The organism is Aeromonas sp. OTU364, assembly GCF_038440395.1.
GTDB lineage: Bacteria > Pseudomonadota > Gammaproteobacteria > Enterobacterales > Aeromonadaceae > Aeromonas.
In genome coordinates this window covers 1-24,615 of the sequence record NZ_JASATR010000012.1, presented here as the reverse complement: position 1 = coordinate 24,615, position 24,615 = coordinate 1, and the positions used below count along the sequence as shown (strand labels likewise).

Sequence of the window (24,615 nt, the reverse complement as noted above, 5' to 3'; positions counted from 1 at the left end):
GAGCAACCACCATGATGATGACCCTGGGCTGGTTCGTGTTTATGCGCTCGACAGTGGCCCCCCTCTCACAACAAGACGAACGTGCATGGCGCCACCCGGGCAATAACCGGATCGGCGCTCGCCCTGCCTATCAGTTCCTCGGCCCGGATGATGAAACCAGCACCTTCAGCGGTGTGCTGCTGCCCGAGGTGACCGGGGGGCCGGTTTCCCTCGATATGCTCAACAGCATGGCCGACAGCGGCCAGGCCTTCCCCCTGATCCAGGGCGATGGCGTCATGCGTGGGTCATTCGTGATCGAGGGCATCAGCACCACCCGCAGCGAGTTTTTCAGCGATGGCACCGCCCGTAAAATCGAGTTCACCATCAAGCTCAAGCGGGTCGATGACAACGACAGCTCCCTTGGCAACACCCTGCTGGGCCGCACCGCGGGCAACCTCTTTGGCCGCCTGGGCCTAGGCAAGCTGGTCGGCAGTATCGGCAACAAGCTCGGGGGGCTTCTCTGATGGAGGCATTCGACCAGTTCGGCAGTCGCCTGGCCGAGAACTTAGGGATAACCAATCCGCTCGACGCCTTGCGCCAAGGCCACCCGGTACCGGCTTACCAGGTGCTGGCTGACGGCAAAGACATCTCGGCCGCCATCAGGCCGCGTCTGATGTCGATGACCATCACCGACAACCGGGGCTTCACCGCCGACACCATCGAGATCACCCTCGATGACAGCGATGGCCAGCTCGATATGCCACGCCGGGGCGCCACCCTGCGCGCCCTCATCGGTTGGCAAGGCAGCGCCCTGGTCGACAAGGGCACCTACAAGATCGACGAAGTGGAGCACGGCGGGGCACCGGATGTGCTCACCATCCGGGGCAAGTCGGCCGACCTGCGCGGCGGCATGAACAAGCTGCGCGAGCGCAGTTGGCACCAGACCACCGTTAACGGCATCGTCGAGCAGGTAGCGGCACCCTACCAGCTCACCCCCTGCGTGAGTGACTCGCTCAAGGGCCAAGTGATAGACCACATCGACCAAGCCAACGAGAGCGATCTCGCCTTCCTCACTCGCCTGGCTGGTCAGTGCGATGGCATCGCCACCGTCAAGAATGGCCGCCTGCTGTTTATCAAGGCAGGCCAGGGCACCACCGCCAGCGGTCAGCCTCTGCCCGCCATCACCATCACCCGTCGGGATGGCGATCAACACCGCTTCTCAGTGGCTGACCGCGATGCCTACACCGGCGTGACCGCCTATTGGCAAGACAACAAGGAGGCGGAGAAAAAGAGAGTCGAGGTGAAGCGCAAGAAGAAGACCAAGCCGACGCAGGAACGGCCATTGCCCCCGGGTGTCATGGTCAACAAGCAAGAGAACGAACTGCTGGTCGGTAGCAGCGAGAACGTCAAAGAGCTGCGGCATGTCTATGCCAGCCAGGCTAATGCCATGCGGGCAGCCCGGGCTGAATGGGAGAAGCTGCAACGCGGCGTGGCCGACTTCCAGATCACTCTGGCGCTGGGGCGCCCTGAACTCTACCCGGAGCAACCCACCACCGTCAGAGGGTTCAAGCCCCAGATTGACGAGGCCGACTGGCAGCTCACCCAGGTAGTGCACGACCTCACCAACCAGGGCTACACCAACCGCCTGCAGCTCGAGGTGAAGTTGGAGGAACTGCCAGACTAATTTCGAAATGCGAAAAGGGCTCCACAATGTGGAGCCCTTTTCAATCCGCCTGATTACGCACCGAAACATGGCCAGGGAAAAGTGCCGCATGAAGCACGCCATCAAGCAGATGCGGCATCATACAAGAAGGCCGAGTGACTACCCAGCCGGTGCTTGTGTAAGCCCATCAAAAAAACTCTGTCGCCACTCTGTCGCCATTTAGTCAAAACAAAAAAGGCCACTATCACTAGTGGCCTTAGTAACTCTTTGATTTTAATGGTGCCCGAGGCCGGAATCGAACCGGCACGACGCGAACGTCGAGGGATTTTAAATCCCTTGTGTCTACCGATTTCACCACTCGGGCACCGCAATCGGTATCAAGTCCGCGCCGCGGGCTTGTCAATATGGAGGCACGTTCCGGAGTCGAACCGGACTAAACGGATTTGCAATCCGCTGCATAACCGCTTTGCTAACGCGCCATGCAAAAGAGAGTTGGCTCTCGATTGTCTGAATTTGGAGCGGGAAACGAGACTCGAACTCGCGACCCCGACCTTGGCAAGGTCGTGCTCTACCAACTGAGCTATTCCCGCATCGGTCTGGCTGACTGCCTGACTACGAGAACGCATTCTAGCGATGTTCCTCGTCCAGTCAACCAAAAACATTTAATACGCTGATCGTTCGGGCATTTTTTGCCCTTCTCCCACACTTTTGCCACTCATGGCCGTTTCTCTGCCCCAACGGCAAGGAAACGGCCATTTGCCCATGGGTGGACTAGAAGCGGGAGTGGTAGGTCAGATCGCCCCAGGCGGCCTTCATGTACTGGAACATGGACCAGAAGGTGAGCACGGTGGCGACATAGAGCAGCACGTAGGCGAGCCAGACCATCCAGATGTCGTATTGCCAGATGAGGCCGGTGAGCGACACCATCTGGATCATGGTCTTCCACTTGCCGATCCAGCTGACCGCCACCGAGGAGCGCTTGCCGAGCTCCGCCATCCACTCCCGCAGAGCGGAGATGATGATCTCGCGGCCAATCATGGTCATGGCCGGTATGGTGACCCAGATGGTGTTGTAGTGTTCGACGATGACCACCAGGGCGGCCGCCACCATGATCTTGTCGGCAACGGGATCGAGGAAGGCACCGAAGGCGGTGGACTGGTTCAGCTTGCGGGCGAGATAGCCATCAAACCAGTCGGTCGCGGCCGCCAGGATGAAGACAAGCGCAGCCGCCAGGTAGGACCACTGATAGGGAAGGTAGAACAGGATGACGAAGACGGGGATGAGCAAAATCCGAAAAAACGTCAGCAGGTTAGGAATATTTGTCATTATTTTCAGCCACTTCTTGTATGCCGCTAGATGGTAGCCCCAAGCCGATCACCGTTGCAACCGGACAGGCGCCCGCCTTGGTCCATTAATCCATCAATAACCTCAGGATGCATGCCATTATGGCATTTGCGGGCCCCCTGCGTCACGGCTCTTGTGCTGCCGGGGCTGGTTTGCGGGATCCACATCAAATGCCACCCACTCAAGGTGGCCCGGGTCAGACCCGCTCCTGACGGGTACCAGGGATCCCCTGTCCTGAACAACAACGCCAACCCAGGGGGGAGCGAATGCAAGGCCCCTGAATGGTATGAACCCGCCGGCTCCTGGGTATATCCCCCAGAACAGCAACGTTTATCCAGGGTCAGAGCGAGTGCAGGGCGTCGTGGATGGATTGGGCCAGTTCTAGGCTGATGCCGGGCACCTTGGCGAGCTCATCCACCCCCGCCTTCTTCACCTCCTGCAGGCCCCCCAGGTACTTGAGCAGGGCCTGCCGCCGCTTGGGCCCCACCCCCGGGATGTCCTCCAGGGTACTGGTGGTACGGGCTTTCGCCCGTCTCGCGCGGTGGCCTGTGATGGCAAAACGGTGGGATTCATCGCGAATGTGCTGAATAAGGTGCAAAGCGGGCATATCTGCTGGCAAGTGCAACTCTTCGTGGCTCTCCCCCATGATCAGGGTCTCCAGCCCGGCCTTGCGGGTCACCCCCTTGGCGATGCCCACCAGCAGCGGGTATTTGCCCCCCAGAAACTCCAGCTGACGGGCCAGGATCTCCTCGGCGCGGCGCAACTGGCCGAGGCCGCCATCGATGAAGAGCACGTCCGGCACCTTGTCCGGCTCCTGCTGCTTGCCAAAGCGCCGCTCCAGCGCCTGCTCCATGGCGGCGTAGTCATCGCCCCCCGTGATGCCGTCGATGTTGAAGCGCCTGTATTCCGATGAGAGCGGCCCCTCCCGGTTGAACACCACGCAGGAGGCCACGGTGCGCTCCCCCATGGTGTGGGAGATGTCGAAGCACTCCATGCGGGCGATGGGGCGCTCGAGCTCCAGCAGCTCCTCCAGCTGGTCGTAGCGGGCGGTAATGGTGCTCTTGTGGGCCAGCCGCGAGCGCAGCGCCGTCTGGGCGTTGATGGAGGCTAGCTTGATGAAGCGGGCCCGCTCGGCCCGGGTGCGGCTCTGCACCCGCACCTTGTAGCCGGCGGTCTGGCTCAGGGTCTCGGCGATCACCGCCTCGTCTTCCAGCGCCACGTCCAGCAGCACCTCGCTCGGGATCTGCCGTCCCCCCTGCCCCGACAGGTAGAACTGCAGCAGGAAGGATTGCACCACCTCGTCCAGGGGGGTATCGGCCGGCACTTTCGGGAAGTAGCTGCGCGAGCCCAGCACCTTGCCCTGACGGATGAAGAGCACGTGGATGCAGGCCGCCCCCTGATCGAAGGCCACCCCCACCACGTCCAGCTCGTCCAGCACGTTGCCGCTCACCGACTGCTGCTCGGTAACCCGGCGCAGGGCCTGGATCTGATCCCGGTAGCGGGCCGCCTCCTCGAAGCGCAGATCGCCGCTGGCGGACTCCATCTTGCCCACCAGCTCGCCTATCACCTGCTGGTTCTTGCCCGCCAGGAACAGCTTGGCCAGCTCCACCTGCTGGGCATACTCGGCCTCGCTCACCAGCCCGGCCACGCAGGGGCCGGCGCAGCGCTTGAGCTGATAGAGCAGGCAGGGACGGGTGCGGTTGGCATAGACGGCGTCCTCGCACTGGCGCACCGGGAAGATCTTCTGCATCAGGTGCAGGCTCTCGCGCACGGCGCCGCCGGAGGGGTAAGGGCCGAAGTACTCCCCCTTCACCTTGCGGGCGCCGCGATGGACGCCGATGCGCGGGTGCTGGTGCGCCGTGATGATGATCCAGGGGTAGGACTTGTCATCCCGCAGCAGCACGTTGTAGCGCGGCTGGTACTGCTTGATGAGGTTGTGCTCGAGGATCAGCGCCTCTGTCTCTGTGTGGGTGACCGTGACCTGGATGTCGGCGATCTGGCGCACCAGGGTGCGGGTCTTGATGCTGTCCACATTGGTGCGAAAGTAGGAGGCGAGCCGCTTTTTCAGATCCTTGGCCTTGCCCACATAGATGACGGTGCCGCCGCCGTCATACATGCGGTAGACGCCGCTCTGGTGGGTGACGGCGCTCAAAAATGCCTTGCTGTCAAAATGGGGCTCGGGAGAGAGGGTCATCGGCAACTCGACTCAAGGGATGAATGCAAAAAGACGGGAAGAGCATACTGCGCCTGGCCTGCGAAAAGCAAAAAGGCGGCACTCGCCGCCTTGGGTGGACACAGGCATCCCTTACAGGGTGTCGGCATCCAGCATGCCATAGCGAATGGCCAGATGGGTCAGCTCCACGTCGCCATTGATCCCCAGCTTGCTGAACAGGCGGTAGCGATAGCTGTTGACCGTCTTCGGGCTCAGGTTGAGCTGCTCCGAGATGTCGGTCACCTTCTGTCCCTTGGTGATCATCATCATGATCTGCAGTTCGCGCTCGGAGAGGGACTTGAAGGGGTTCTCGTCCGCCGAGGCAAACTGGCTCAGGGCCATCTGCTGGGCGATCTCGGGGGAGATGTAACGCTGGCCGGAGTGCACCAGGCGAATGGCGTGGATCATCTCGTCCGGCGCGGCCCCCTTGGTGAGGTATCCGGCGGCCCCCGCCTGCATCACCTTGGTGGGGAACGGATTCTCGGAATGAATGGTCAGCACTATGATGCGCACATCGGGGCGCAGCCGCAGTATCTTGCGGGTCGCTTCCAGACCGCCGATGCCCGGCATGTTCATGTCCATCAGGATCACGTCGGGGTGATGCTGCCGACAGAAGGCCACGGCGGTTTCCCCGCTCTGCGCCTCGCCCACCACCTTGATCCCGCGGACATCTTCCAAAATGCGTCTTATCCCTGTACGCACCAACTCATGATCATCGACCAGGAATACATTAATCACCCAAACACCCCGTTTTTTATCTCGTTATATGCCAGTTAGGGTTAACACGGCGTCTTGCATCATAACCAAACTCGATGATTTGGCAAACCATGGCCGGGAAAAGTTTGAAAGTGCTCGTAAAAGCCGTTTTAAATCAAATTATTATATAAATAATCAACGAAAAAACGGCGCCTGAAGGCGCCGTATCGGTCAACTTTCGTGCCGCCAGCCTCAGTTGGCCAGCAGGGCACGCACCTTGTCCAGATCGGACTGGGTATCCACCCCGACCGGGGGGGCCTCCAGCGCCTGGGCCACATGGATCTTCTCCCCATACCAGAGCACCCGCAACTGCTCCAGCGCCTCTACTTGCTCGAGCGCGCTCGGCGCCCAGTCCACATAACGCTGAATGAAGCCGGCGCGATAGGCGTAGATGCCGATGTGGCGCTGGTAGTGATCGCCAATCTGATCGTGACTCCTAGCAAAGCGGTCCCTGTCCCAGGGGATGCTGGCGCGGCTGAAGTAGAGGGCGTAGCCATCCTTGTCAGTCACAACCTTGACGGTATTGGGGTTGAACGCCTCTTCGGCATCCTTGATCGGCACCGACAGGGTCGCCATCGGCGCCGTGGCGGCGGCCAGGTTGTCCGCCACCTGACGGATGATGGCGGGCGGAATGAGCGGCTCGTCCCCCTGCACGTTGACGATAATGGTATCGGCGGCGAAGCCGTAGTGACGGCACACCTCGGCCAGGCGCTCGGTGCCGGACTGGTGATCCGGTGAGGTCATGCACACCTCGACGCCGGTTGCCTGCAGCGCCTGCTGCACCCGCTCATCGTCGGTGGCGACTATCACCCGATCGGCGCCCGATTGCAGGGCCTTCTCCACCACGTGCTGCACCATGGGCTTGCCATGGATGTCCGCCAGCGGCTTGCCCGGCAAGCGGGTCGAGGCGTAACGGGCCGGAATGACGACGACGAAACTCATGGCTTCAGCTCTTCCAGGGGCAGATGACGGGCCCGGTTCTCCAGGAGGACGGGGATCCCCTCCTCCAGCGGATAGGCCAGTCTGTCGAAGCGGCAGATGAGCTCATGGGCGGCCTTGTCCGATTGCGGTTGATAGTGCAGCTTCCCCTTGCAAACCGGGCAGGCGATGATGTCGAGCAATTTGATATCCAGTGCCAAAACGAAACTCCTTCAACGATGTCGAGCAAGCGACGATCTCGGGCGGGCTAGGCTGCCGAGCAGTTTAATGGTCCATCGCCGGAGCCGGCACCCGGCTCCTTGCAACGGCGCCGCACGGGCTATGCCGTGCAGGCGATGATCTTGCGCCATTCAGTGTGCATGGTCAGGGCCGGACGCCTGCGGCGGGGTCAACCGCTGCAGCAGGGTCTCGAGCAGGGAGGCGGGCAACTCGGCGCTCACCGGCAGATACCACCAGTGCGCTGGCGCGAAGGCCCGGCACTTGACCGCATCCTTCTCCGTCATCAGCAGGGGGCGCACGCCGAAACGGGCGAGCAGCTCATCCCGATCAAAGGCCTGATGATCCGCATAACCGACACGCTCTGCCAGCTCATAGCCGAGTCCGGCCAGGGTGGCAAAGAAGCGAGGAGGATGGCCTATGCCCGCCAGTGCATCCACAGGTCCGGCAAGGGGAGCCGCGAGGAGCGCATCGTCGCACACGCGGCGCGGCGCGGCCGCCACCAGCGCCATGGGGTATTCCCCCTGGGCCGGGGTGCCACCGTTGCAGATGATGGCATCGACCCGCTTGAGGCGGGTCATGGGTTCCCGCAGCGGCCCCATGGGGAGCAGGCAGCCATTGCCGAAGCGCCGGGCCCCATCCACCACCACCAGCTCTATGTCCCGGTCCAGGGCGTAGTGCTGCAGGCCGTCGTCGGTGATGACGATGTCCACCTCGCCGCTTTGCTCCAGCAGACGCACCGCATCGGCGCGCCTGGGGGCCACCACCACGGGGCAGCCGCAGCGCCTTGCGATGAGCACAGGCTCATCCCCCGCCTGGGCCGTGGTGCTCTGCTTATCGAGTCGGTAAGGGTAATGGGGCGCCTTGCCGCCGTAACCCCGGCTGACCACGCCGGGGCGATAGCCACGGGCCTGGAGTTGCTCTACCAGCCAGACCACCACAGGGGTCTTGCCGTTGCCACCGACCGAGATATTGCCCACCACTATCACCGGCAGGCTGGCGCGATAGGCGCTGAACCAGCCGCGCCGGTAGGCGAAACGGCGCCCGCCGCTGACGAGGGCAAACAGCAGGGCCAAGGGGGCCAGCCACCAGCGCCAGCCACTCTTGCCGTACCAGAGACGCTCCAGCATCAGGCCGAATGACTCACGGCGCCGCCGAACTGGATGGCGCGCAGCTGGGCATAGGTGCCCTGTTGGCTCATCAGCTCGCCATGGTTGCCGCGCTCGACGATATGACCCTCGTCGATCACCAGGATCTCGTCCGCCTTCTCTATGGTGGAGAGACGGTGGGCGATCACCAGGGAGGTGCGCGCCTTGCACAGCTCGTCGATGGCCGCCTGGATGTGGCGCTCGGACTCGGTATCCAGGGCCGAGGTGGCCTCGTCCAGCAGCAGTACCGGGGAGTCCCGCAGCAGGGCGCGGGCGATGGCGATGCGCTGGCGCTGGCCACCGGACAAGGAGGCGCCATTCTCGCCGATGACGGTGTCATAGCCCTCCGGCATCTTGCGCACGAACTCGTCGGCATGGGCGATGCGGGCGGCATGCTGGATCTCTTCCCGGCTGTACTTGTCTTCTGCCGCGTAGGCGATGTTGTTGGCCACGGAGTCGTTGAACAAGTGGACGTGCTGGGAGACCAGGGCGTACTGCTTGCGCAGCTCGCTTAAGCGATATTCGCGGATGTTGACGCCGTCCAGCAGGATCTCCCCCTGCTCTATGTCATAGAAGCGGGTCAAGAGGCTGGCGATGGTGCTCTTGCCGGAGCCGGAGCGACCCACCAGGGCCACGGACTTGCCCGCCTCCACCTTGAAGCTGATGTTGTGCAGCGCCGGGGTCTCCTTGGTCGGGTAGGTGAAGGTGACGTTGCGAAACTCGATCTCCCCACGGGCCCGCTCCAGGGTGCGGGTGCCGGTGTCCTGCTCCGGGGTGGAGTCCAGCAGACCGAACAGGCTCTGGCAGGCGGTGATACCGCGCTGGAACTGGTTGTTCACGTCGGTCAGGCTTTTCAGCGGCTTGAGCAGCATCATCATGGAGGTGACCATGACGGTGAAGGTGCCCGCGGTCAGGGTCGCCTTGACCGAGTCTATGGTCGCCACATAGAGGAAGACCGCCAGGGCGACCGAGGCCACCATCTGGACTATGGGGCTGCCGATGGCGTCGGCCGCCACCATCTTCATGGTCTGCTGACGCATCCGGTTGCTGACCTGATAGAAGCGCTTGTCCTCCACCTGCTGGCCACCGAACATCAGCACCTCTTTATGGCCCTTGAGCATCTGCTCGGTAGAGGTGGTGATGTCACCCACCGCCTGCTGGATGTGGCGGCTGATCTTGCGAAAACGACGGCTGATGAGGCCGATCAGTATGCCCACCACGGGGCCGACCACCAGGAAGATCACCGACAGCTGCCAGGAGTGCCAGAACATCAGGCCGAGCAGGCCGATGACGGTGGCCCCTTCCCGCACTAGGGAGACCAGGGTGGAGCTCGCGGCTGACGACACCTGACCGGCGTCATAAGTCACCTTGGAGAGCAGGTTGCCGGTATTCTGGCGGTCGAAGAAGCTCATGGGCATGGCCATCAGGTGGCTGAACACCTGCTGCTGCAGCCGCATCACCACATGGTTGCCGACCCAGGCCATGCAGTAGTTGGAGAGGAAGGCGGCGCAACCGCGCAGGGCGACGATGCCGAGCACGAAGAAGGGCATCCACTTGAGCACGCTGCTGTCGTTGCCGTTGAGGCCCTGATCGATGAGCGGCTTGATGGAGTAGACGAAGGTGGTATCCACGGCCGCATAACCCAGCATGCCGATGATGCCGCCCACCAGCCCCAGTTTGCGATCCCGGACATAACCGAGCAGGCGCTTGAAGACGGGCCAGCTCTCTTGTGAGGTTTCTTGTTGCATGAATAGCCGTTAATAAGGGAAATGACGGGGTATTCTAGCCAAAGCGCAGGATTACACCAAGCGTTGCCATAGCACCGGCCCCACCCCAAAGAGAAATAACGGCCGAGGGAGAGTCCTAGTGCCATAGCCTGGGCCGCCACCAGTGGCCATTGCGCCTGTACCAGGGGCCCTGCTCGCGCTCGGCCCGGATCTCGAGCCCGGTCTCCCCCGCCTCGATCAGGATGGCGCCATCCTGCCCCGTCACCCATTGGCGAGCCCCCTCGTATCTCGCCACCACCTCGGGGCGGGGAAACTGCCACTGGTTCCTGTCGCCGGCGCTGTGGATGACGACATCCGGGTTCACCGCCGCCACGAAGCCCGGGGTCGAGGAGGTGCGGCTGCCATGGTGAGGGCTCACCAGCACGGCGCTGGAGAGGGTGCTGAAGCGAGCGCCGGAAAAGGTGCTGGCGAGTTCTTCACCTTCTCCTTTCGCTTCCAGCGCCAGCAGACGGCGCTCCGCCTCCTGCTCTATGTCGCCGCTGAGCAGGATGCGATGCCGGCCGTCGCTGATCTGCACCACGCAACTGTCGTTGTTGCGCCCCGCCCCCGGCCGCTCGGGCCAGAGCACCCGTACCTCCAGCCCCTGCCAGTGCCAGCGCTGACCACGGCGACACAGGGTCGTGCTGGGTACGAAGCCGAACGAGGAGAGCTCGCGGCGCACCGGCATCGCCTGCAGCATGGCGCGTCGATTGCCCGCATGATCCCTGTCCTTGTGGCTGATGATCAGGGCATCGAGCACCCGCACATCGAGCCGGCTCAGCACGGGCAATATGGTGGCCTCCGCCATGTTGTAACCGCCGGGGTAGCTATCCCCGGTGTCGTAGAGGATACCGCGATCGCCGCGGGTGACGAGCACCGACAAGCCCTGCCCCACGTCCAGCACCCGCACCTGCCAGGGCGTGGTGGCAGGCCAGGCTCCCAGCAGCAGGGCGGCTCCCACCGGGAGCAGCACGCCGCACCCTCCCGGCAACTGCCAGGCCCCCCACAGCAGCACCAGCAAGGCGCTGACGGGCATCAGCCAGCCGGGAACCGGCCACCAGAGCTGCAGATGATCCGCCAGCAGGCCGAGTCCCCACAACACCCACGTCAGCCCCAGATCGGACAGCCAGAACAGGCCATGAGCCAGGGCGGTGGAGAGCGGCGCCAGCAGCACGCCGACGAGCGCCAGCGGAATGATGCCGAGGCAGAACAGCGGCAACGCCAGCAGATTGAGCAAGAGCGCCAGCGGGGCCATGCCCTCGAACAGCAGCAGTTGCAGGGGCAGCAGGCCGAGCAGCAGCAGGCACTGCAGGCGCACCAGCCCGGGACGCACGTGCAGCAGGCTCGCCAGCAACAGCAGGGCCACCGCCAGGAAGGAGAGCCAGAAGCCGGCCGAGTAGAGGGCGAAGGGATCCCAGATCACGAGCACCACGAAGGCCCACAGCCAGATGCGGTGGCTGGGCCAGTCCCGCTTCAGCCAGCGCAGCAGGCTCCACACCAACACCATGATGAGGGCCCGCTCGGTCGCCACCGCAAATCCCGCCAGCCAGCTGTAGACAGCGGCAAACAAGAGGGAGATCAGAATGGCCCCCCGCAATCCCAGCAGCCGCCCCAGCCACCAGCCGAGCACCGCCACCAGGGCGATATGCTGGCCGGAGATGGCGATGATGTGGGTCAGGCCGCTGCCGCGAAACAGATCCCACTGGGCATCCGTGATACCCCCCTGCTCCCCGAAGCTGAGGGCCGCCAGCAAGGGGGCCTGCTCCAGCCCCTGCCAGGCGGTGCTGGCGGCGGCCAGCCAGCGCTCCCGCATCCCGGGGGCCGCCCCCTGGACCTCGATGAGACGGCGCAGGTTGCCGGTCGCCGTGATCCCCTTGCCAAGCAGCAGGCGCCGCCCATCCATGCCCGCCTCGTTGGCCAGCCCGTGGACGGGCTTGAGGGAAGTCACCAGGGTGATGCGGCTGCCGGCGGGCAAGTGCGGCAGTGCCTGATAGGCATTGATCCTGACGAGGGGGGCTAGCCCGAGGGGCTGCTCGTCCAGCGTCTCGACCCGCAGCAGCAGGCGGGCAAATTTATCTCGTGGTTTATCACCGGAGGACTCCGTACTTTGCACCCGTGCGGTTATGATGTGGCTGGTCTGTGTCTCCAGCTTGTCCAGCCAGGCCAGCCGATACTGCAGGTTCAGCTGCATCCAGAGCACCCCGAGCACCAGAAACAAGAGCCGCCAGTGGCGGCCATGGGCGAGCAGGATGGCCAGGGCCAGCAGCGCGCCGCCCCATGCAGTAGAGGGTAACCAGGGCCAGAGCAGTGAGGAGCTTGCCCCCAGGGCAAACGACAACAGACGCAGATCCATGGAGCAAGTATTTAGCAAGGTTTCAAACATGCCCAAACGACTCATAAAACGCTGGCTGCCCGATCAGGACAAGCTCAAGGAACACAAGCACTTGCGGCTGTTCGGCAAGCTGCTGCTCGATGCCAACCTCTGGCACCTCAACCGCCGCTCCGCCGCCGGCGCCTTCGCGGTCGGCCTCTTCATGGCCTGGATCCCCCTCCCCTGCCAGATGCTGCTGGCGGCCGGTGGCGCCATCCTCTTTCGGGTCAATCTGCCCCTCTCGGTCGCCCTGGTCTGGCTCTCCAACCCCTTCACCATGCCGCCGCTGTTCTATGGCGCCTACCTGGTGGGCTGCCAGCTGCTGGGGCACCCCGCCCAGCACATCGAGATCCAGTTCACCTGGGCATGGCTGATCTCGGTATTTGAAACCCTGGCCCCGCCGCTGCTGCTGGGCTCCCTGGTGCTCGCGCTCTTGAGTTCACTGATGGGTTACACCTTCATCCGCACCTTCTGGCGCATCAACACGGTGCGTCAGTGGCAGAAGCGCAAGGAGGCGCGGGCATGCTGAGCCGCTGGCTGGCCCGTTTCAAGATAGACCCGGACACCCTGCGCCAGCAGAAGTGGTTCGCCCTCTTTGGTGAGCGCCTGCTGACCCCCGCCCTCTGGCAGGGGGGCACCCGGGCACTCAGCGGCGCCGTGGCGGCCGGCCTCTTCGCCAGCTGGATCCCCATCCCCATGCACTCCCTCGTCGCCGTCGCGCTGGCGCTGGCATTCAGCCTCAACCTGCCGCTGGCCCTGCTGGCGGTCTGGTTCAACAACCCGTTGACGCTGCCCTTCATGTACCTCTATGCCTATCGCACCGGCTGCCTGGTGCTGCACCAGACGCCGGAGCCCTTCCACCTCACCTGGTCATTGCACTGGCTGGAGCACGAGGCGGCGACCCTGGTGCCCCCCTTCCTGCTCGGCAGCCTGCTGCTGGCGCTGCTGACCGCCACCACCGGGGCCCTGCTCACCCTCATGCTGCTGCAGCTGGGCAGGCTGACTCGCTCCCGCTGAGCCCCCTCCCCGCCCTTCGGCTTCGCCACAGGGCGCAATTCGCGCCGCCTTGCCATCGTTTGGCTCTGCCACCACACTCCTTGTAGCCCTCAGCTTGCCGCTACCTGCAAAGACAAGGAGTTCACCATGGCCCAACCCCTGACGCTGGCCTATGCCAATGGCCAACCCATCTCCCTGCTGCCCGCCATGGCCAACCGCCACGGCCTCATCACAGGTGCCACCGGGACCGGCAAGACAGTCACCCTGCAGGTGCTGGCAGAGGGGTTCTCCCGCCTCGGGGTGCCGGTCTTTCTGGCGGATGTGAAGGGGGATCTGAGCGGCCTTGGCGCCGCCGGCACCCCGTCGACCAAGCTGGATGCCCGGCTGGCCCAGCTCGGTATCCCGGCCCCCGCCTTCGCCCCCAGCCCGACCCTGTTCTGGGACCTGTTTGCGGAGCAGGGGCACCCGGTGCGGGCCACCGTCTCCGACATGGGGCCCCTGCTGCTGGCCCGTCTGCTCGGCCTCAACGACACCCAGAGCGGGGTGCTGGAGCTGGTGTTCAAGGTGGCGGACGACGAGGGGCTGTTGTTGCTCGATCTGAAAGACTTGCGCGCCATGGTGCAGTTTGCCGGAGACAACGCCAAGACCCTCACCACCCGTTATGGCAATGTGTCCACCGCCTCCATCGGCGCCATACTGCGCAACCTGCTCACCCTGGAGAGCGCGGGAGGGGACCACTTCTTCGGCGAGCCCATGCTGGACATCCAGGATCTGCTGCAGACCGACGGGGCCGGCCACGGCCACATCAATGTGCTGGCGGCCGGCAAGCTCACCCAGTCCAGCCGCCTCTATGCCTGCTTCCTGCTCTGGCTGCTCTCCGAGCTGTTCGAGCAGCTGCCGGAGGTGGGGGATCCCGATAAACCCGTGCTGGTGTTCTTCTTCGACGAGGCCCATCTCTTGTTCAACGACGCCCCCAAGGCGCTGCTGGAGAAGATAGAGCTGGTGGTGCGCCTCATCCGCTCCAAGGGGGTCGGCGTCTACTTCGTGACCCAGAGCCCGGCCGACATTCCCGACAGCGTGCTGGGGCAGCTTGGCAACCGGGTGCAGCACGCCCTGCGTGCCTTTACCCCGAGCGATCAGAAGGCGGTGCGCATCGCCGCCAACACCCTGCGCGCCAACCCGGCCTTCGACGCGGCCGGCGTCATCACCGAGCTCGGGGTGGGCGAGGCCCTGGTCTCCCTGCTCGACGAGAAGGGGCGCCCCTGCGTGGTGGAGCGCGCCTTCATCGCCCCGCCCGCCAGTCGCATAGGCCCCCTGAACGACGCCGAGCGGCAGGCCCTGATCCAGGGGTCTGTGCTTCACGGCAGATACGAGACCCGCGAGGATCGCGAATCCGCCTTCGAGCGCCTCAATGGCGGGGCACCGGCCGCCTCAGATGATGCCCCCCCATCCCCATCGGAGCAGGGCGGCGGATTGCTCGACGCCCTCAACGGCATCCTGTTCGGGCGCACAGGCCCGCGCGGGGGCCAGCATGACGGCGTGGTACAGACCGCCGCCAAGAGCGTGGCCCGCACCCTGGGCAACGAGGTGGGTCGTCAGCTGGTACGGGGCGTGCTCGGCTCTCTGCTAGTGGGCAGCAAACGGCGCCGCTGATACCGAAAAACAGGCATGAAAAAGCCCGCCGACATGGCGGGCTTTTTACTGAGCGGATGCCGATGGTTGTGCTTACAGCACCTTGGCGATGGCATCGCACAGGGGATCTATATTGACGCGGGTGATTCCCGCATAGAACCTCTTCGTCAGTTACAGCACCTTGGCGATGGCGTCGCACAGGGGATCTATGTTGGCGCGGGTGATCCCGGCCACGCTGATCCGGCCGGAACCGACGATGTAGATGGCAAACTCGCTCTTGAGGCGCTCCACCTGATCCTTGGAGAGGCCGGAGAAGGAGAACATGCCGTTCTGCTCGCGGATGAAGCTGAAGTCCTGGCTCACGCCGAGGGCGCCGAGTTTCTCCACCAGCAGCTCACGCATCTCGCGAATGCGCACCCGCATGGCCGCCACCTCTTCCACCCACTCTGCATAGAGGGCCGGATCGCTGACGATGGTGGTCACCACGGCGGCGCCGTGTGACGGCGGGTTGGAGTAGTTGGCACGGATGACGGTCTTGACCTGGGTGAAGGCCACGTCGGCAATCGCCTTGGTCGCGCTGACCAGGGTGAAGGCGCCGACCCGCTCGTTGTAGAGGCCGAAGTTCTTGGAGAAGGAGCTCGCCACCAGCAGCTCGTCGTGGCACTCGGCGAAGATGCGCAGCCCCTCGGCATCCTCTTCGATACCTCGGGCAAAGCCCTGGTAGGCGAAGTCAAACAGCGGCAGCCAGCCGGCGGCGGCGCTCTGTTTGGCCAGGGCGCGCCACTGATCCGCGGTGGGGTCAATGCCGGTCGGGTTGTGGCAGCAGCCGTGCAGCAGCACCAGATCACCGGCCTGGGCTTCGCAGAGCGAGGCCTGCATGGCGGCAAAGTCGAGACCCTTGGTCGCCGCATCGTAGTACTTGTACCACTTGACGGTGAGGCCGGCGGCCTGGAACACGCTGACGTGGTTGGCCCAGGTGGGATCGGAGATCCAGATGGTCTTGGCCAGACCGTTGCGCACCACGAACTCGGCGGCGATGCGCAGGGCCCCTGTACCACCCGGCGCCTGGGCTGTCTTGGCGCGGCCGCTGGCGACCAGGGCGGAGTCCTGCCCGAACAGCAGTTGCTGCACTATGCGGCCATATTCGATATTGCCTTCAATACCGAGGTAGTTCTTGGTCTTCTCGTCGGTGAGCAGCTTCTGCTCGGCTTTCTTGACGCAATGAAGGATAGGAGTGGCACCGGTCTCATCCTTGTAGATCCCGACCCCCAGATTGATCTTGTGGCTGCGAGAGTCGGCACGGAAGGCTTCGGTCAGGCCCAGGATCGGATCCGCTGGGGCGGCAACAACCTTTTCAAACATGGTATTCCCTGTATTCCGTTGAGTTCGTTGGCTGGCAAAGTAGGTTGGCAAACAAAAGCGCCCCTTTGGCGAGCGCTCCGTCAACTCTTTATACCACTGCCTTCCATAGGGGAAAACCGCTTTCTCAAGGGGGATGACGGCCTCGTCAGCCGATGGCATGCCAGCCCGATGCCAGGGCACATACTTCGGCCGACAGGCCACGGTTGGACTCCACCAGATCGCTGCACAAAGCCCGCAATGGACGGGGGATCCGGCTCGGCTCCCAGGGACGAGCGTCCTGCAGAGGGGTGGCATAAGCCTCCTTGATGGGGGCCAGCTCCCGGGGCAGCCACCAGCTGGCCGGGCGCCCCAGCCGCTGGGCCAATACCAGGACCCTGTCGACACCGGCCGGGTCCAGTGATGTGAGGTGGCTCCAGAGGGTCTGGGGAGGCAAGGCGGCAATCAGGGGTTGCAGGGCACCGGGATCCTGGGCGGGCAGCCAGACCAGCAAGGCATCATCCGGGAGGCTCAGCTCGGCGAAGACGCCAACGGAATCTGTGCTGATCACCCGCTGGATCTCCCCCTCTCCCCACAGGATCTTGCCAAGACCCGCCAGGGTGCGGGCGGGTAGCGCCACCTCTCCCAGGGTGCGCAACCAGGGAGCCGCATCGAGCAGGGTGCCACCGCTGAAGAACAGGCTGAACGGGCGGGCGGCCCGCAGCCGCAGCGGCAGATCGCTGCACAGCCGTATCCCCTTGTCTTCGAAGTTGATCTGCTCAACCGGACTGAAGCTCGCCTCCCCCTTGCGATAGAGCGCCGCCAGCACCCGCTCGTTGACCCGCTCCCCCAGTTGCCAACCCTGGGCATGGAGCCACTCCTCGGGCTCGGGGGGAGCACAGGCAAGCTCGGCCAGCATCAGCTCACGGGTGAGATAGCGCCGTCCGGCCGGGGTCAGCTCATAGCGGTGATTGCCAAGGGGAAGCAGCAACTGATTGTCCCTGAGCATGCCGATGAGGGGCTGCCATTGGCGACCGCGGATAACCTGGGGCGCCTCGTCCAGCAACTGCTGAGCCAGCGCTCGCCACTCGGGGTGACTGAAATCGATCACACGCATCCTTCCCTGTCGGCAGACCATCTTTCAACGAATTGAATAATCTAGCGATTTACGACCAAGGAGCCAAGGGCGGAAAAGAGACAACGTGACCTGGCGCAGGGCCAAACGGCGGGGTATGAGGAAGGTGAAAGACAGATAAAACAAAACGGCCAAGCAAGCTTGGCCGTTTATCAACTAAATCCGTACTAAGACTGGATTAGAAGTTGTATTGCAGGGCAACAGTGAACTCGTCGTCCATGTCATCGATACCCTGGATCTTGTACTCGGTGTACGCCTTCAGCTTGGAAGTGAAGTTGTACTGTACGCCCAGCAGGGTTTCGTCAACCATGTCTTCGTAGGAAGAACCGGCAGAGTTGTCCTTGCCTTCCTTGAAGTTGTAGCCAGCCAGGAAGGTCCAGGCATCAACGTTGTAGGAAGCAGCCAGCTCGTAGCCACGACCTTCACCCTTGTAACCGGTGGTGTCGTTCTTCAGGTCGCCTTCGGTGTAGACACCGGCGAAGTAGAAGCCGTTGATGGCGTAGTGTGCGCCCAGGGCCCACTCGGACTTGTCACCAGTGTTGGTGCTGGTGGTGCTTTCCAGGTCGGAGTAAGCGTAACCGCCGTTCAGGCCCAGACCGAAGTCGAAGTCATAACCGATGGCAGCTGCGTAGCCGTAGTTACGCTTCAGGTCCGGGAATACGGTAGTGACGGTTTGGCCACCCATGTCAGAAACCTTGACGGCTTCGTCGTCGTTGGTCTGGTAGGACACTTTGCCCTTGAAACCACCGTAGGTGTTGGAGTAGATGATCTGGCCTTCTTGACGACCGTCGTAGAAGTTACCGTAATCACCCCACTCGTTGAAGATATCGGTCGGCTCCAGCACGTCGTAGAACGCGGTGTCGGTCTGGCCGAAGATGATCTTGCCGTACTGGGTACCGTCGAAGCCAACCCAGATGTGACGGGAGTTGAACTTGTTGTCGGAGTTTTCGGCGGAAACCTGCCACTCGGTCTTGGCAATACCGGACCAGGTGTTGTTCAGCGCAACTTTACCGGACCAGCCCAGACGGGAGGAACCGATCAGCTCGGCATCACCAGCGTTGCTGGCAGTGATGGGGCTGGCGTCTTGGCTGTCAGCGTAGTAGTTAGCCTGAACACGGCCGTAGATATCAAAAGAGGTACCGTCTTTGTCATAAACGACTGCGGCGTTAGCGGCAGATGCGAACAGAGCCGGGATAGCAATAGCCAGAATTGTCTTTTTCATAGTTGTTTCCAATGCCTACTGTAATTAAACACTAAGTCCTTGTTATTCCCTGTGTTAGCGATGTTCTTTGCATCACTATGCCGCCGAGACTATCACCGGGTTTTACGATCCGCAACGAAAAAACTTGGAACTTTTTGAGAAAACCATAGTCATAGGGAAAAAATTGTGAGCTGAATCCCATATTGTTTGCCCTCTCAGGGAAAACGTTTACAGCGATACTTGCTGCCTGAACAGCCCTTTTTTGGTGGTTTATTGCACGCAAAATCCGCCCCATGACATAAGTGCGGATCCCGGCCCGCAACCCCTGCCTCGCCTTGCCTCGACCCCGGCCGCCTGTTGCGGGTATCCTGTGGCCATTCATCCCAGACACGGTCACGCCCCATTCATGCTATCGACTCGCCTCAAAGCCACCATTCGCAATACCTATCGACAGATTGCCGATGGTTTACCCGGTTTTGTGCCGCGCAAGGAGCAGAATTTTCTGGTGGCCGAAATCGCCAAGACCCTCACCGGAGAGTATGAGAAGAGTCGCCGCATCCTGGTGGCCGAGGCGGGCACCGGCATCGGCAAGTCCCTCTCCTATGCCCAGGGCGCCATCCCGGTGGCACGGCTCACCCAGAAGAAGCTGGTGATCTCCACCGCCACCGTCGCCCTGCAGGAGCAGCTGATCCACAAGGACCTGCCGTTCTACCATCGCCACAGCGAGCTGCCGTTTCGCTTCATGCTGGTCAAGGGCCGCCAGCGTTACTGCTGCGAACATCTGCTTGAACAAGCGGCAAGTGGCGCCGATATGGCCAATTTCGAGCTCGATTTCGGGAGCTTGAGCAAGCACAAGCCGTCAGATTCCGACAAGGAGCGCTATCAGGCGCTGTGGCAGGCCTATACCGAGGGGAAGTGGGACGGGGACAGGGACAACTGGCCCAAGCCCATCCCGGACACTTGCTGGGATCGCATCGCCGCCGATCGCCACAGCTGCAACAAGGCGCTGAGCCATCATCAGCACTGCCCCTTCCACCGCGCCAGGAACGACATGGACGCCGCCGATGTGCTGGTGGTCAACCATGCCCTGCTGCTCTCCGATCTCACCATGGGGGGCGGCATCATACTGCCGCCACCGGACGAGTGTATCTATGTGCTGGATGAGGCCCATCACCTGCCGACCATAGCCCGGGATCACGGCGCCGCCTCGGCCAGCATCAAGGGATCCCGCCGCTGGCTGGAAAAGCTGGTGCAGAGCGCAGGCAAGCTGGCCAGGGCGCTGAACAAGGAGAGCTTGCTCGACCCCCAGCTCAAGCTGCAGGATGCCCTGGCCTCCCTGCAGCCGGATCTCAAGGCGCTGGAGCAGTGGCTCGCCGGCAACGATCACCTGTTTGGCACCGAGCAGCACCACAGATTTGCCGAAGGGGTCCTGCCCGATCCCCTGCCCATGCTGGCGGAGAACCTGAAGGAGGCGAGCAAGAAGGCGCTGCGGGCGCTGGACAGGATGCAGGGCGCCATCGGCGAGGCGCTCAAGGACGGCGAAATCCGTCGCAAGGAGGCCGAACCCCTGCTGGCAGAGAGCGGTTTCCACCTGCAGCGGCTGGAGAGTTTCTGCGCCCTGTGGGAGATGCTGAGCCGCCATGTGCCCACTGGCAAGACACCGCTGGCCCGCTGGATGGCCAGGAGCGAGGACGGGGACATCTGGCTGCACGCCTCTCCCATAGAGGTGGGTTATCTGCTGGAAGAGTGGCTCTGGTCCCGCTGTCTGGGCGCCGTGCTGGTCTCGGCCACCCTCACCGCCCTCTCCTCCTTCAGCTATTTCCGCCACCAGGTGGGGCTCAAGGAGCACGACGGCACCCGCTACCTGCGTCTGCGCTCTCCTTTCGAGTACCACAAGGCCGAGCTCTATCTGCCCAAGATGGCCCATGAACCGAGCGCCCCCGGCTTTACCCAGGAGCTGGTCGATACCCTGCCCCGGCTGCTGGCAGGCAAGGAGGCGAGCCTGGTGCTCTTCTCCTCCTACCGCCAGATGAACGAGGTGGCGGTGGGGCTGCGGGCCAAGGGGCTCTCCCTGCTGGTGCAGGGGGAAGCGTCCCGCAACGCCCTGCTGACCTTGCACAAACAGAAGTGCGACGGCGGCCAGGCCAGCATCCTGTTTGGCACCGGCAGCTTCTCGGAAGGGCTGGATCTCCCCGGTCACTACCTCACCAACCTGGTGATCACCAAGCTCCCCTTCGCGGTGCCGAACTCCCCGGTGGAGGAGGCGACCGCCGAGTGGGTCGAAAAACGCGGCGGCAACCCCTTCCTGCAGCTGACGGTGCCGGAAGCGTCCCGCAAGCTCATCCAGGCCTGTGGTCGCCTGATCCGCAAGGAGGCCGATCGGGGCCGGGTAACCATTCTCGATCGGCGCCTTCTTACCAAGCGCTACGGCAAGGGGTTGCTCGACGCCCTCCCCCCCTTCACCCGGCGTATCGAGTGAGGCATGCCGGGTTTATTTGACAGATGAGTCAGCAATCTTCCCGCCGGGCGGCGCCATAAACGGCTATTGCTGCTGTGGGGCAAACCTGTAAAAATGAGCCCCTATTTTTCAGTGGGCAATCGCCTGACTGTTCAAGGAGATGAAATGAAACTGACTGTTCTGGTGCCGGCTCTGGCTGGTCTGTTGTGGGCAGGTAGCGCCCTGGCTGATAGCCAACTGGAAATACACAATCCCTATGTGGTGCAGCTGATCGATGGCGAGTCCATCAATCCCAAGCTGCTGGAGAAGACCAGCAGCTTCCCCATCAGTGCCGGCAAGCACCAGCTAGTGGTGGCCTTCGAAGGCAACTACTCCAACCGCAACGACATCAAGCTGGTGACCGCCGAGCCCCTGGTGATCAACTTCACCGCCGGTGACAACCAGACCCTGATGCTGGATTTCAAGAAGCCCCGTAACGAAGACGAAGCCAAGGCGTTCGTGAAAGAGCAGAAAGTCGTGCTCAAGGACAAGGTCAGCGGTCAGGCCCTGGCCAGCGAGCAGTTCGTCATGCCGAAAGTGGGTGGCTTCCAGCTGACCCGCGACTACCAGCAGGAGCTGCTCAAGATGGGCAAGGCCTTCAACCAGCCAGCGACCGTTGCCGTCTCCACCGCTGCCGTGATGGCCGCCGCCAGCGCACCGGTGGAAGTGGCGCCGAGCAAGGCCCAGAGCAATCCGGAAGCCCTGACCCAGCTGCAAAACTGGTACAACAAGGCCGATGCGGAAACCCGCAAAGCCTTCCAGATCTGGGTGATCCAGCAGCAATAAGGGCGCAGCGCGTCTCTTTATGCATAGAGGGGAGCCTGGCTCCCCTTTTTCATATCAGTTCGGGCCTATTGCCATGTCCCTGCGCATCTTCTACCACCCCTATTACTCCTCCCTGACACTGCCCGAGCGGCACCGCTTTCCCCTGGCCAAGTATCAGGCGCTCTACCAGCACCTGGCAGCACTGGGCTATCCGCTGGCAGAGGCCGCGCCCGCCACGCCTGAGCAGATCAAAAGAGTGCACGACACCGGCTATGTGGAAGCGGCCCTTGCCGGCACCCTGGATGACGGCGCCATCCGCCGGCTCGGCTTTCCTTGGTCACCCATGCTGATGGAGCGCACCCTGCGCTCGGTCGGGGCCACCCTGGCCGCCAGCCGCCACGCCCTCGAGCAGGGCTGCGGCCTGCAGATCTCCGGCGGCTATCATCACGCCCACAGGGACTTTGGCAGCGGCTTCTGCCTGTTCAACGATCTGGTGATCGCAGCCCGGGCCTGCCTCGACGAGGGGCGCTGCGAGCAGGTGCTCATCGTGGATCTCGATGTCCACCAAGGGGATGGCAGCGCCGCCCTGTGCACGGGGAGCCGGGAGATCATCACCCTCTCCCTGCATGGCGAGCACAACTTCCCCCACCACAAGCCCGCCTCCCATCTGGACTTCGCCCTGCCAAGCGGCATGAAGGACGATGCCTACCTCGAGACCCTGAGCCAGGCGCTCTCTCTGGCGCTGCGCCTCTACCGTCCCGATCTCATCCTCTATCAGGCCGGGGTCGACGTGCACCAGGCCGACGAGCTCGGCTATCTCTCCCTGAGCGACGCCGGGGTGCGCCAGCGGGACGCCATGGTGTTTGACTGTGCGATAAGCCACGGCCTGCCCATCGCCGCCGTACCGGGGGGTGGTTACCGGCGCGACTGGCGGCAGTTGATCCCGCTGCACCTCTCCCTGTTTGAAGAGGCGAAAAAACGCCATGGCTAGCGCCCCTTTCTCCCTCCCCAGCCCCTGATAACAACAAGGCGGCCCAGGGGCCGCCTCTTCTTGTATCGGGCACGGCTGCCTTTTGCTGCCCCTGTCACCAGAGACAGCACAGGGCATCATGCCTGGCTCGCGGCGCCTCCTTCCATCAGACACTAGCCATCAGACACTCGCCATCAGGCATGGGCCACCGGCGTCGGATGCTCACCCATGGGGCGCAGCAGCATCAGCAGATAGATGAAGGAGACGCTGGCGATCATGATAAACAGCAGCTTATCCGAGTAGTGCTGCATCAAGAGCGCGGTATAGGCCGGGCCCAGCAGGCTGCCTATGGTGTAGCTCAGCAGCAGCGCCTGATTCATCGCCACCAGCTGATGCTGCTCGACCCTCTCGCAGGCCCAGGCCATGGCCACCGGATAGAGGGTAAAACCGGCGGCGCCCAGGATGAAGAGCGCCGGCCCCATCGCCAGGTTGCCCAGCATCGCCAAGGCGCCCAGGATGACCACCAGCACCTGCAGCCGCAGTACCGGCAAGCGACCGAACCTGTCTGCCAGACGGCCGGCGGGCCACTGCCCCAGGATGCCGGCGCTCACCATCACCGCCATCCAGTAGCCGATACCGGCATCACTCACCCCCTGGTGGTTCAGGTAGAGCGGCATCAGGCCATAGAGCGACCCCAATACGATGCCGGAGATGATGCAGCCATTGACCCCGAGGCGCGCCTGACGCAGGCGCAGCATGGGCCACACCCGGGTTGCCCCCTGCGGCTCCCCCTGCTTGCTGACAATTCGGGTAAACAGCAGCGGCAGGATAGCGGCCAGTACCAGGCCCGTCACCCAGGGCAGCACGTCCATCAGCGCGGTCGGCAGCGTACTGACCAGCAGTTGCCCGAGCACAGTCCCCAGGTAATAGACCATCATGTAGGCGGCGAGCAGGCGCCCCCGGTTGCGCACGTTGCCGCTGCACATCAGCGCACTCTCCACCACCACCCAGATCATGGCGCAGCCGATGCCGGCGATGAAGCGCCAGGCGAGCCAGCTCCAGAACCCCAGGGTGACTCCTAGGCCCACACAGGCGGCGGCAAAGATCAGGGACGCCAGGTAGTAGCTGCGGTTGAACCCGGCGCGTTTGATCAGCGCCCCCGCCAGCAGGGTCCCCAGCAGGTTGCCGCAAAAATAGGCGGAGCCGACCATGCCCACCTGCCAGGTCGGCAGCTGGGCATGGGCGAGCCAGAGCGGCACCAGGGTATTCAACACTGCGATGGCCAGGGTCAACAGCAGCAGGCCACAGAGCAATAACAGCACTGGCCGGGAGTATGTGGTCATGGATAAAACCGTGGGGAGAGTCAAAATGCGAGCGCATCATGCCACCGCCAAAGCCATTGTCAATCGGCGCTGAACGAACCGCAGCCAGGTTTGCTTCGCACTGGCCTTGCGCCCTGGTGCTGCCCCCTGCAACCCCTGCCCGGCAGCAGGATGAACCACTGACTAAACAGGCCTTGGACTGGAAGGGATAGGGCCGGATGGGGATCTTCATCCCCCTGTTAGCGGCGGCATCAAGGTGAAGCGGGGCTGCTCCCTTGCGCTATGGACGCGCCATCGTTTCGGCTACTTTTTCCTTGCCTCGTCCCTGACCATAAAGGCCATAACGGAAGAGGGGGGCCCCGGGG

General features: G+C 63.2%; 20 protein-coding genes and 3 tRNA genes. 8 read left to right on the top strand and 15 right to left on the bottom strand.

Annotated elements, in window-relative coordinates; all coding sequences use genetic code 11:
* Window positions 1-11: 11 nt before the first annotated feature.
* Both AAHB08_RS12850 and AAHB08_RS12845 read left to right on the top strand, forming a co-directional pair.
* Window positions 12-503: a phage tail protein gene (locus tag AAHB08_RS12850; RefSeq protein WP_342059132.1), complete on the top strand. Its 492-nt coding sequence runs from the start codon at window positions 12-14 to the stop codon at window positions 501-503.
* Window positions 503-1,663 carry a phage late control D family protein gene (locus AAHB08_RS12845; protein ID WP_342059131.1) on the top strand — a complete coding sequence of 387 codons (1,161 nt, stop codon included), beginning with the start codon at window positions 503-505 and terminating at the stop codon, window positions 1,661-1,663. Before AAHB08_RS12850 ends, AAHB08_RS12845 begins: the two co-directional genes overlap by 1 nt.
* A gap of 256 nt (window positions 1,664-1,919) precedes the next feature.
* Here the strand turns inward: AAHB08_RS12845 and AAHB08_RS12840 are convergent.
* The 11 genes from AAHB08_RS12840 to AAHB08_RS12790 all read right to left on the bottom strand — a co-directional run bounded on the left by AAHB08_RS12840 (window position 1,920) and on the right by AAHB08_RS12790 (window position 12,376).
* Window positions 1,920-2,006 (bottom strand) — tRNA-Leu (locus tag AAHB08_RS12840).
* Window positions 2,007-2,047: 41 nt separating this feature from the next.
* Window positions 2,048-2,121: transfer RNA gene (locus tag AAHB08_RS12835), tRNA-Cys, on the bottom strand.
* A gap of 35 nt (window positions 2,122-2,156) precedes the next feature.
* Window positions 2,157-2,232, bottom strand: a tRNA-Gly gene (locus tag AAHB08_RS12830).
* A 181-nt stretch (window positions 2,233-2,413) separates the two neighbouring features.
* A complete protein-coding gene (gene pgsA, locus AAHB08_RS12825) occupies window positions 2,414-2,968 on the bottom strand; it encodes a CDP-diacylglycerol--glycerol-3-phosphate 3-phosphatidyltransferase (RefSeq protein WP_139436951.1) in 555 nt (184 codons plus the stop codon).
* A 358-nt stretch (window positions 2,969-3,326) separates the two neighbouring features.
* Window positions 3,327-5,180: an excinuclease ABC subunit UvrC gene (gene uvrC / locus AAHB08_RS12820; RefSeq protein WP_342059130.1), complete on the bottom strand. Its 1,854-nt coding sequence runs from the start codon at window positions 5,178-5,180 to the stop codon at window positions 3,327-3,329.
* Window positions 5,181-5,291: 111 nt separating this feature from the next.
* Window positions 5,292-5,936: a UvrY/SirA/GacA family response regulator transcription factor gene (gene uvrY / locus AAHB08_RS12815; protein WP_025327477.1), complete on the bottom strand. Its 645-nt coding sequence runs from the start codon at window positions 5,934-5,936 to the stop codon at window positions 5,292-5,294.
* Window positions 5,937-6,146: 210 nt separating this feature from the next.
* Window positions 6,147-6,896: a 3-deoxy-manno-octulosonate cytidylyltransferase gene (gene kdsB, locus AAHB08_RS12810; protein ID WP_342059129.1), complete on the bottom strand. Its 750-nt coding sequence runs from the start codon at window positions 6,894-6,896 to the stop codon at window positions 6,147-6,149.
* The gene (locus AAHB08_RS12805; protein WP_005331987.1) at window positions 6,893-7,093 is read right to left on the bottom strand and encodes a Trm112 family protein; all 201 of its coding nucleotides are present in this window, start codon (window positions 7,091-7,093) and stop codon (window positions 6,893-6,895) included. The genes kdsB and AAHB08_RS12805 overlap by 4 nt, the downstream gene beginning before the upstream one ends.
* A 150-nt stretch (window positions 7,094-7,243) precedes the next feature.
* The gene (gene lpxK, locus AAHB08_RS12800; RefSeq protein ID WP_342059128.1) at window positions 7,244-8,239 is read right to left on the bottom strand and encodes a tetraacyldisaccharide 4'-kinase; all 996 of its coding nucleotides are present in this window, start codon (window positions 8,237-8,239) and stop codon (window positions 7,244-7,246) included.
* A complete protein-coding gene (msbA, locus tag AAHB08_RS12795) occupies window positions 8,239-10,005 on the bottom strand; it encodes a lipid A ABC transporter ATP-binding protein/permease MsbA (RefSeq protein WP_247626543.1) in 1,767 nt (588 codons plus the stop codon). Before msbA ends, lpxK begins: the two co-directional genes overlap by 1 nt.
* 115 nt (window positions 10,006-10,120) lie before the next feature.
* Window positions 10,121-12,376, bottom strand: a complete 2,256-nt coding sequence (locus tag AAHB08_RS12790; RefSeq protein WP_342059208.1) for a DNA internalization-related competence protein ComEC/Rec2 — start codon at window positions 12,374-12,376, stop codon at window positions 10,121-10,123.
* A gap of 28 nt (window positions 12,377-12,404) precedes the next feature.
* On the opposite strand from AAHB08_RS12790, the gene AAHB08_RS12785 reads away from it, so the two are divergent.
* The 3 genes from AAHB08_RS12785 to AAHB08_RS12775 all read left to right on the top strand — a co-directional run bounded on the left by AAHB08_RS12785 (window position 12,405) and on the right by AAHB08_RS12775 (window position 15,043).
* Window positions 12,405-12,923, top strand: coding sequence for a DUF2062 domain-containing protein (locus tag AAHB08_RS12785; RefSeq protein WP_342059127.1), 519 nt, complete (start codon window positions 12,405-12,407; stop codon window positions 12,921-12,923).
* Window positions 12,917-13,411 carry a DUF2062 domain-containing protein gene (locus AAHB08_RS12780; protein ID WP_342059126.1) on the top strand — a complete coding sequence of 165 codons (495 nt, stop codon included), beginning with the start codon at window positions 12,917-12,919 and terminating at the stop codon, window positions 13,409-13,411. The genes AAHB08_RS12785 and AAHB08_RS12780 overlap by 7 nt, the downstream gene beginning before the upstream one ends.
* A gap of 126 nt (window positions 13,412-13,537) precedes the next feature.
* Window positions 13,538-15,043, top strand: coding sequence for a helicase HerA-like domain-containing protein (locus AAHB08_RS12775; RefSeq protein WP_342059125.1), 1,506 nt, complete (start codon window positions 13,538-13,540; stop codon window positions 15,041-15,043).
* A gap of 150 nt (window positions 15,044-15,193) precedes the next feature.
* On the opposite strand, the gene AAHB08_RS12770 is transcribed toward AAHB08_RS12775, so the two are convergent.
* From AAHB08_RS12770 to AAHB08_RS12760, 3 genes are all read right to left on the bottom strand, one after another.
* Window positions 15,194-16,384, bottom strand: coding sequence for an amino acid aminotransferase (locus AAHB08_RS12770; protein ID WP_247626545.1), 1,191 nt, complete (start codon window positions 16,382-16,384; stop codon window positions 15,194-15,196).
* 145 nt (window positions 16,385-16,529) lie between these two features.
* Window positions 16,530-17,471 carry a hypothetical protein gene (locus AAHB08_RS12765; protein WP_342059124.1) on the bottom strand — a complete coding sequence of 314 codons (942 nt, stop codon included), beginning with the start codon at window positions 17,469-17,471 and terminating at the stop codon, window positions 16,530-16,532.
* A gap of 202 nt (window positions 17,472-17,673) precedes the next feature.
* The gene (locus tag AAHB08_RS12760; RefSeq protein WP_202046094.1) at window positions 17,674-18,717 is read right to left on the bottom strand and encodes a porin; all 1,044 of its coding nucleotides are present in this window, start codon (window positions 18,715-18,717) and stop codon (window positions 17,674-17,676) included.
* Window positions 18,718-19,102: 385 nt separating this feature from the next.
* Here AAHB08_RS12760 and dinG point away from each other — a divergent pair, with 385 nt between their 5' ends.
* The 3 genes from dinG (at window position 19,103) to AAHB08_RS12745 (ending at window position 22,949) form a co-directional block, all read left to right on the top strand.
* Window positions 19,103-21,175 carry an ATP-dependent DNA helicase DinG gene (gene dinG / locus AAHB08_RS12755; RefSeq protein WP_342059123.1) on the top strand — a complete coding sequence of 691 codons (2,073 nt, stop codon included), beginning with the start codon at window positions 19,103-19,105 and terminating at the stop codon, window positions 21,173-21,175.
* A gap of 144 nt (window positions 21,176-21,319) precedes the next feature.
* A complete protein-coding gene (locus AAHB08_RS12750; RefSeq protein WP_202046096.1) occupies window positions 21,320-21,979 on the top strand; it encodes a YccT family protein in 660 nt (219 codons plus the stop codon).
* A 73-nt stretch (window positions 21,980-22,052) separates the two neighbouring features.
* On the top strand, window positions 22,053-22,949 hold the full coding sequence (locus tag AAHB08_RS12745; protein WP_342059122.1) for a histone deacetylase family protein: 897 nt from the start codon (window positions 22,053-22,055) through the stop codon (window positions 22,947-22,949).
* Between the two features lie 173 nt (window positions 22,950-23,122).
* On the opposite strand, the gene AAHB08_RS12740 is transcribed toward AAHB08_RS12745, so the two are convergent.
* Window positions 23,123-24,271 carry an MFS transporter gene (locus tag AAHB08_RS12740; protein ID WP_342059121.1) on the bottom strand — a complete coding sequence of 383 codons (1,149 nt, stop codon included), beginning with the start codon at window positions 24,269-24,271 and terminating at the stop codon, window positions 23,123-23,125.
* Window positions 24,272-24,615 lie beyond the last annotated feature (344 nt).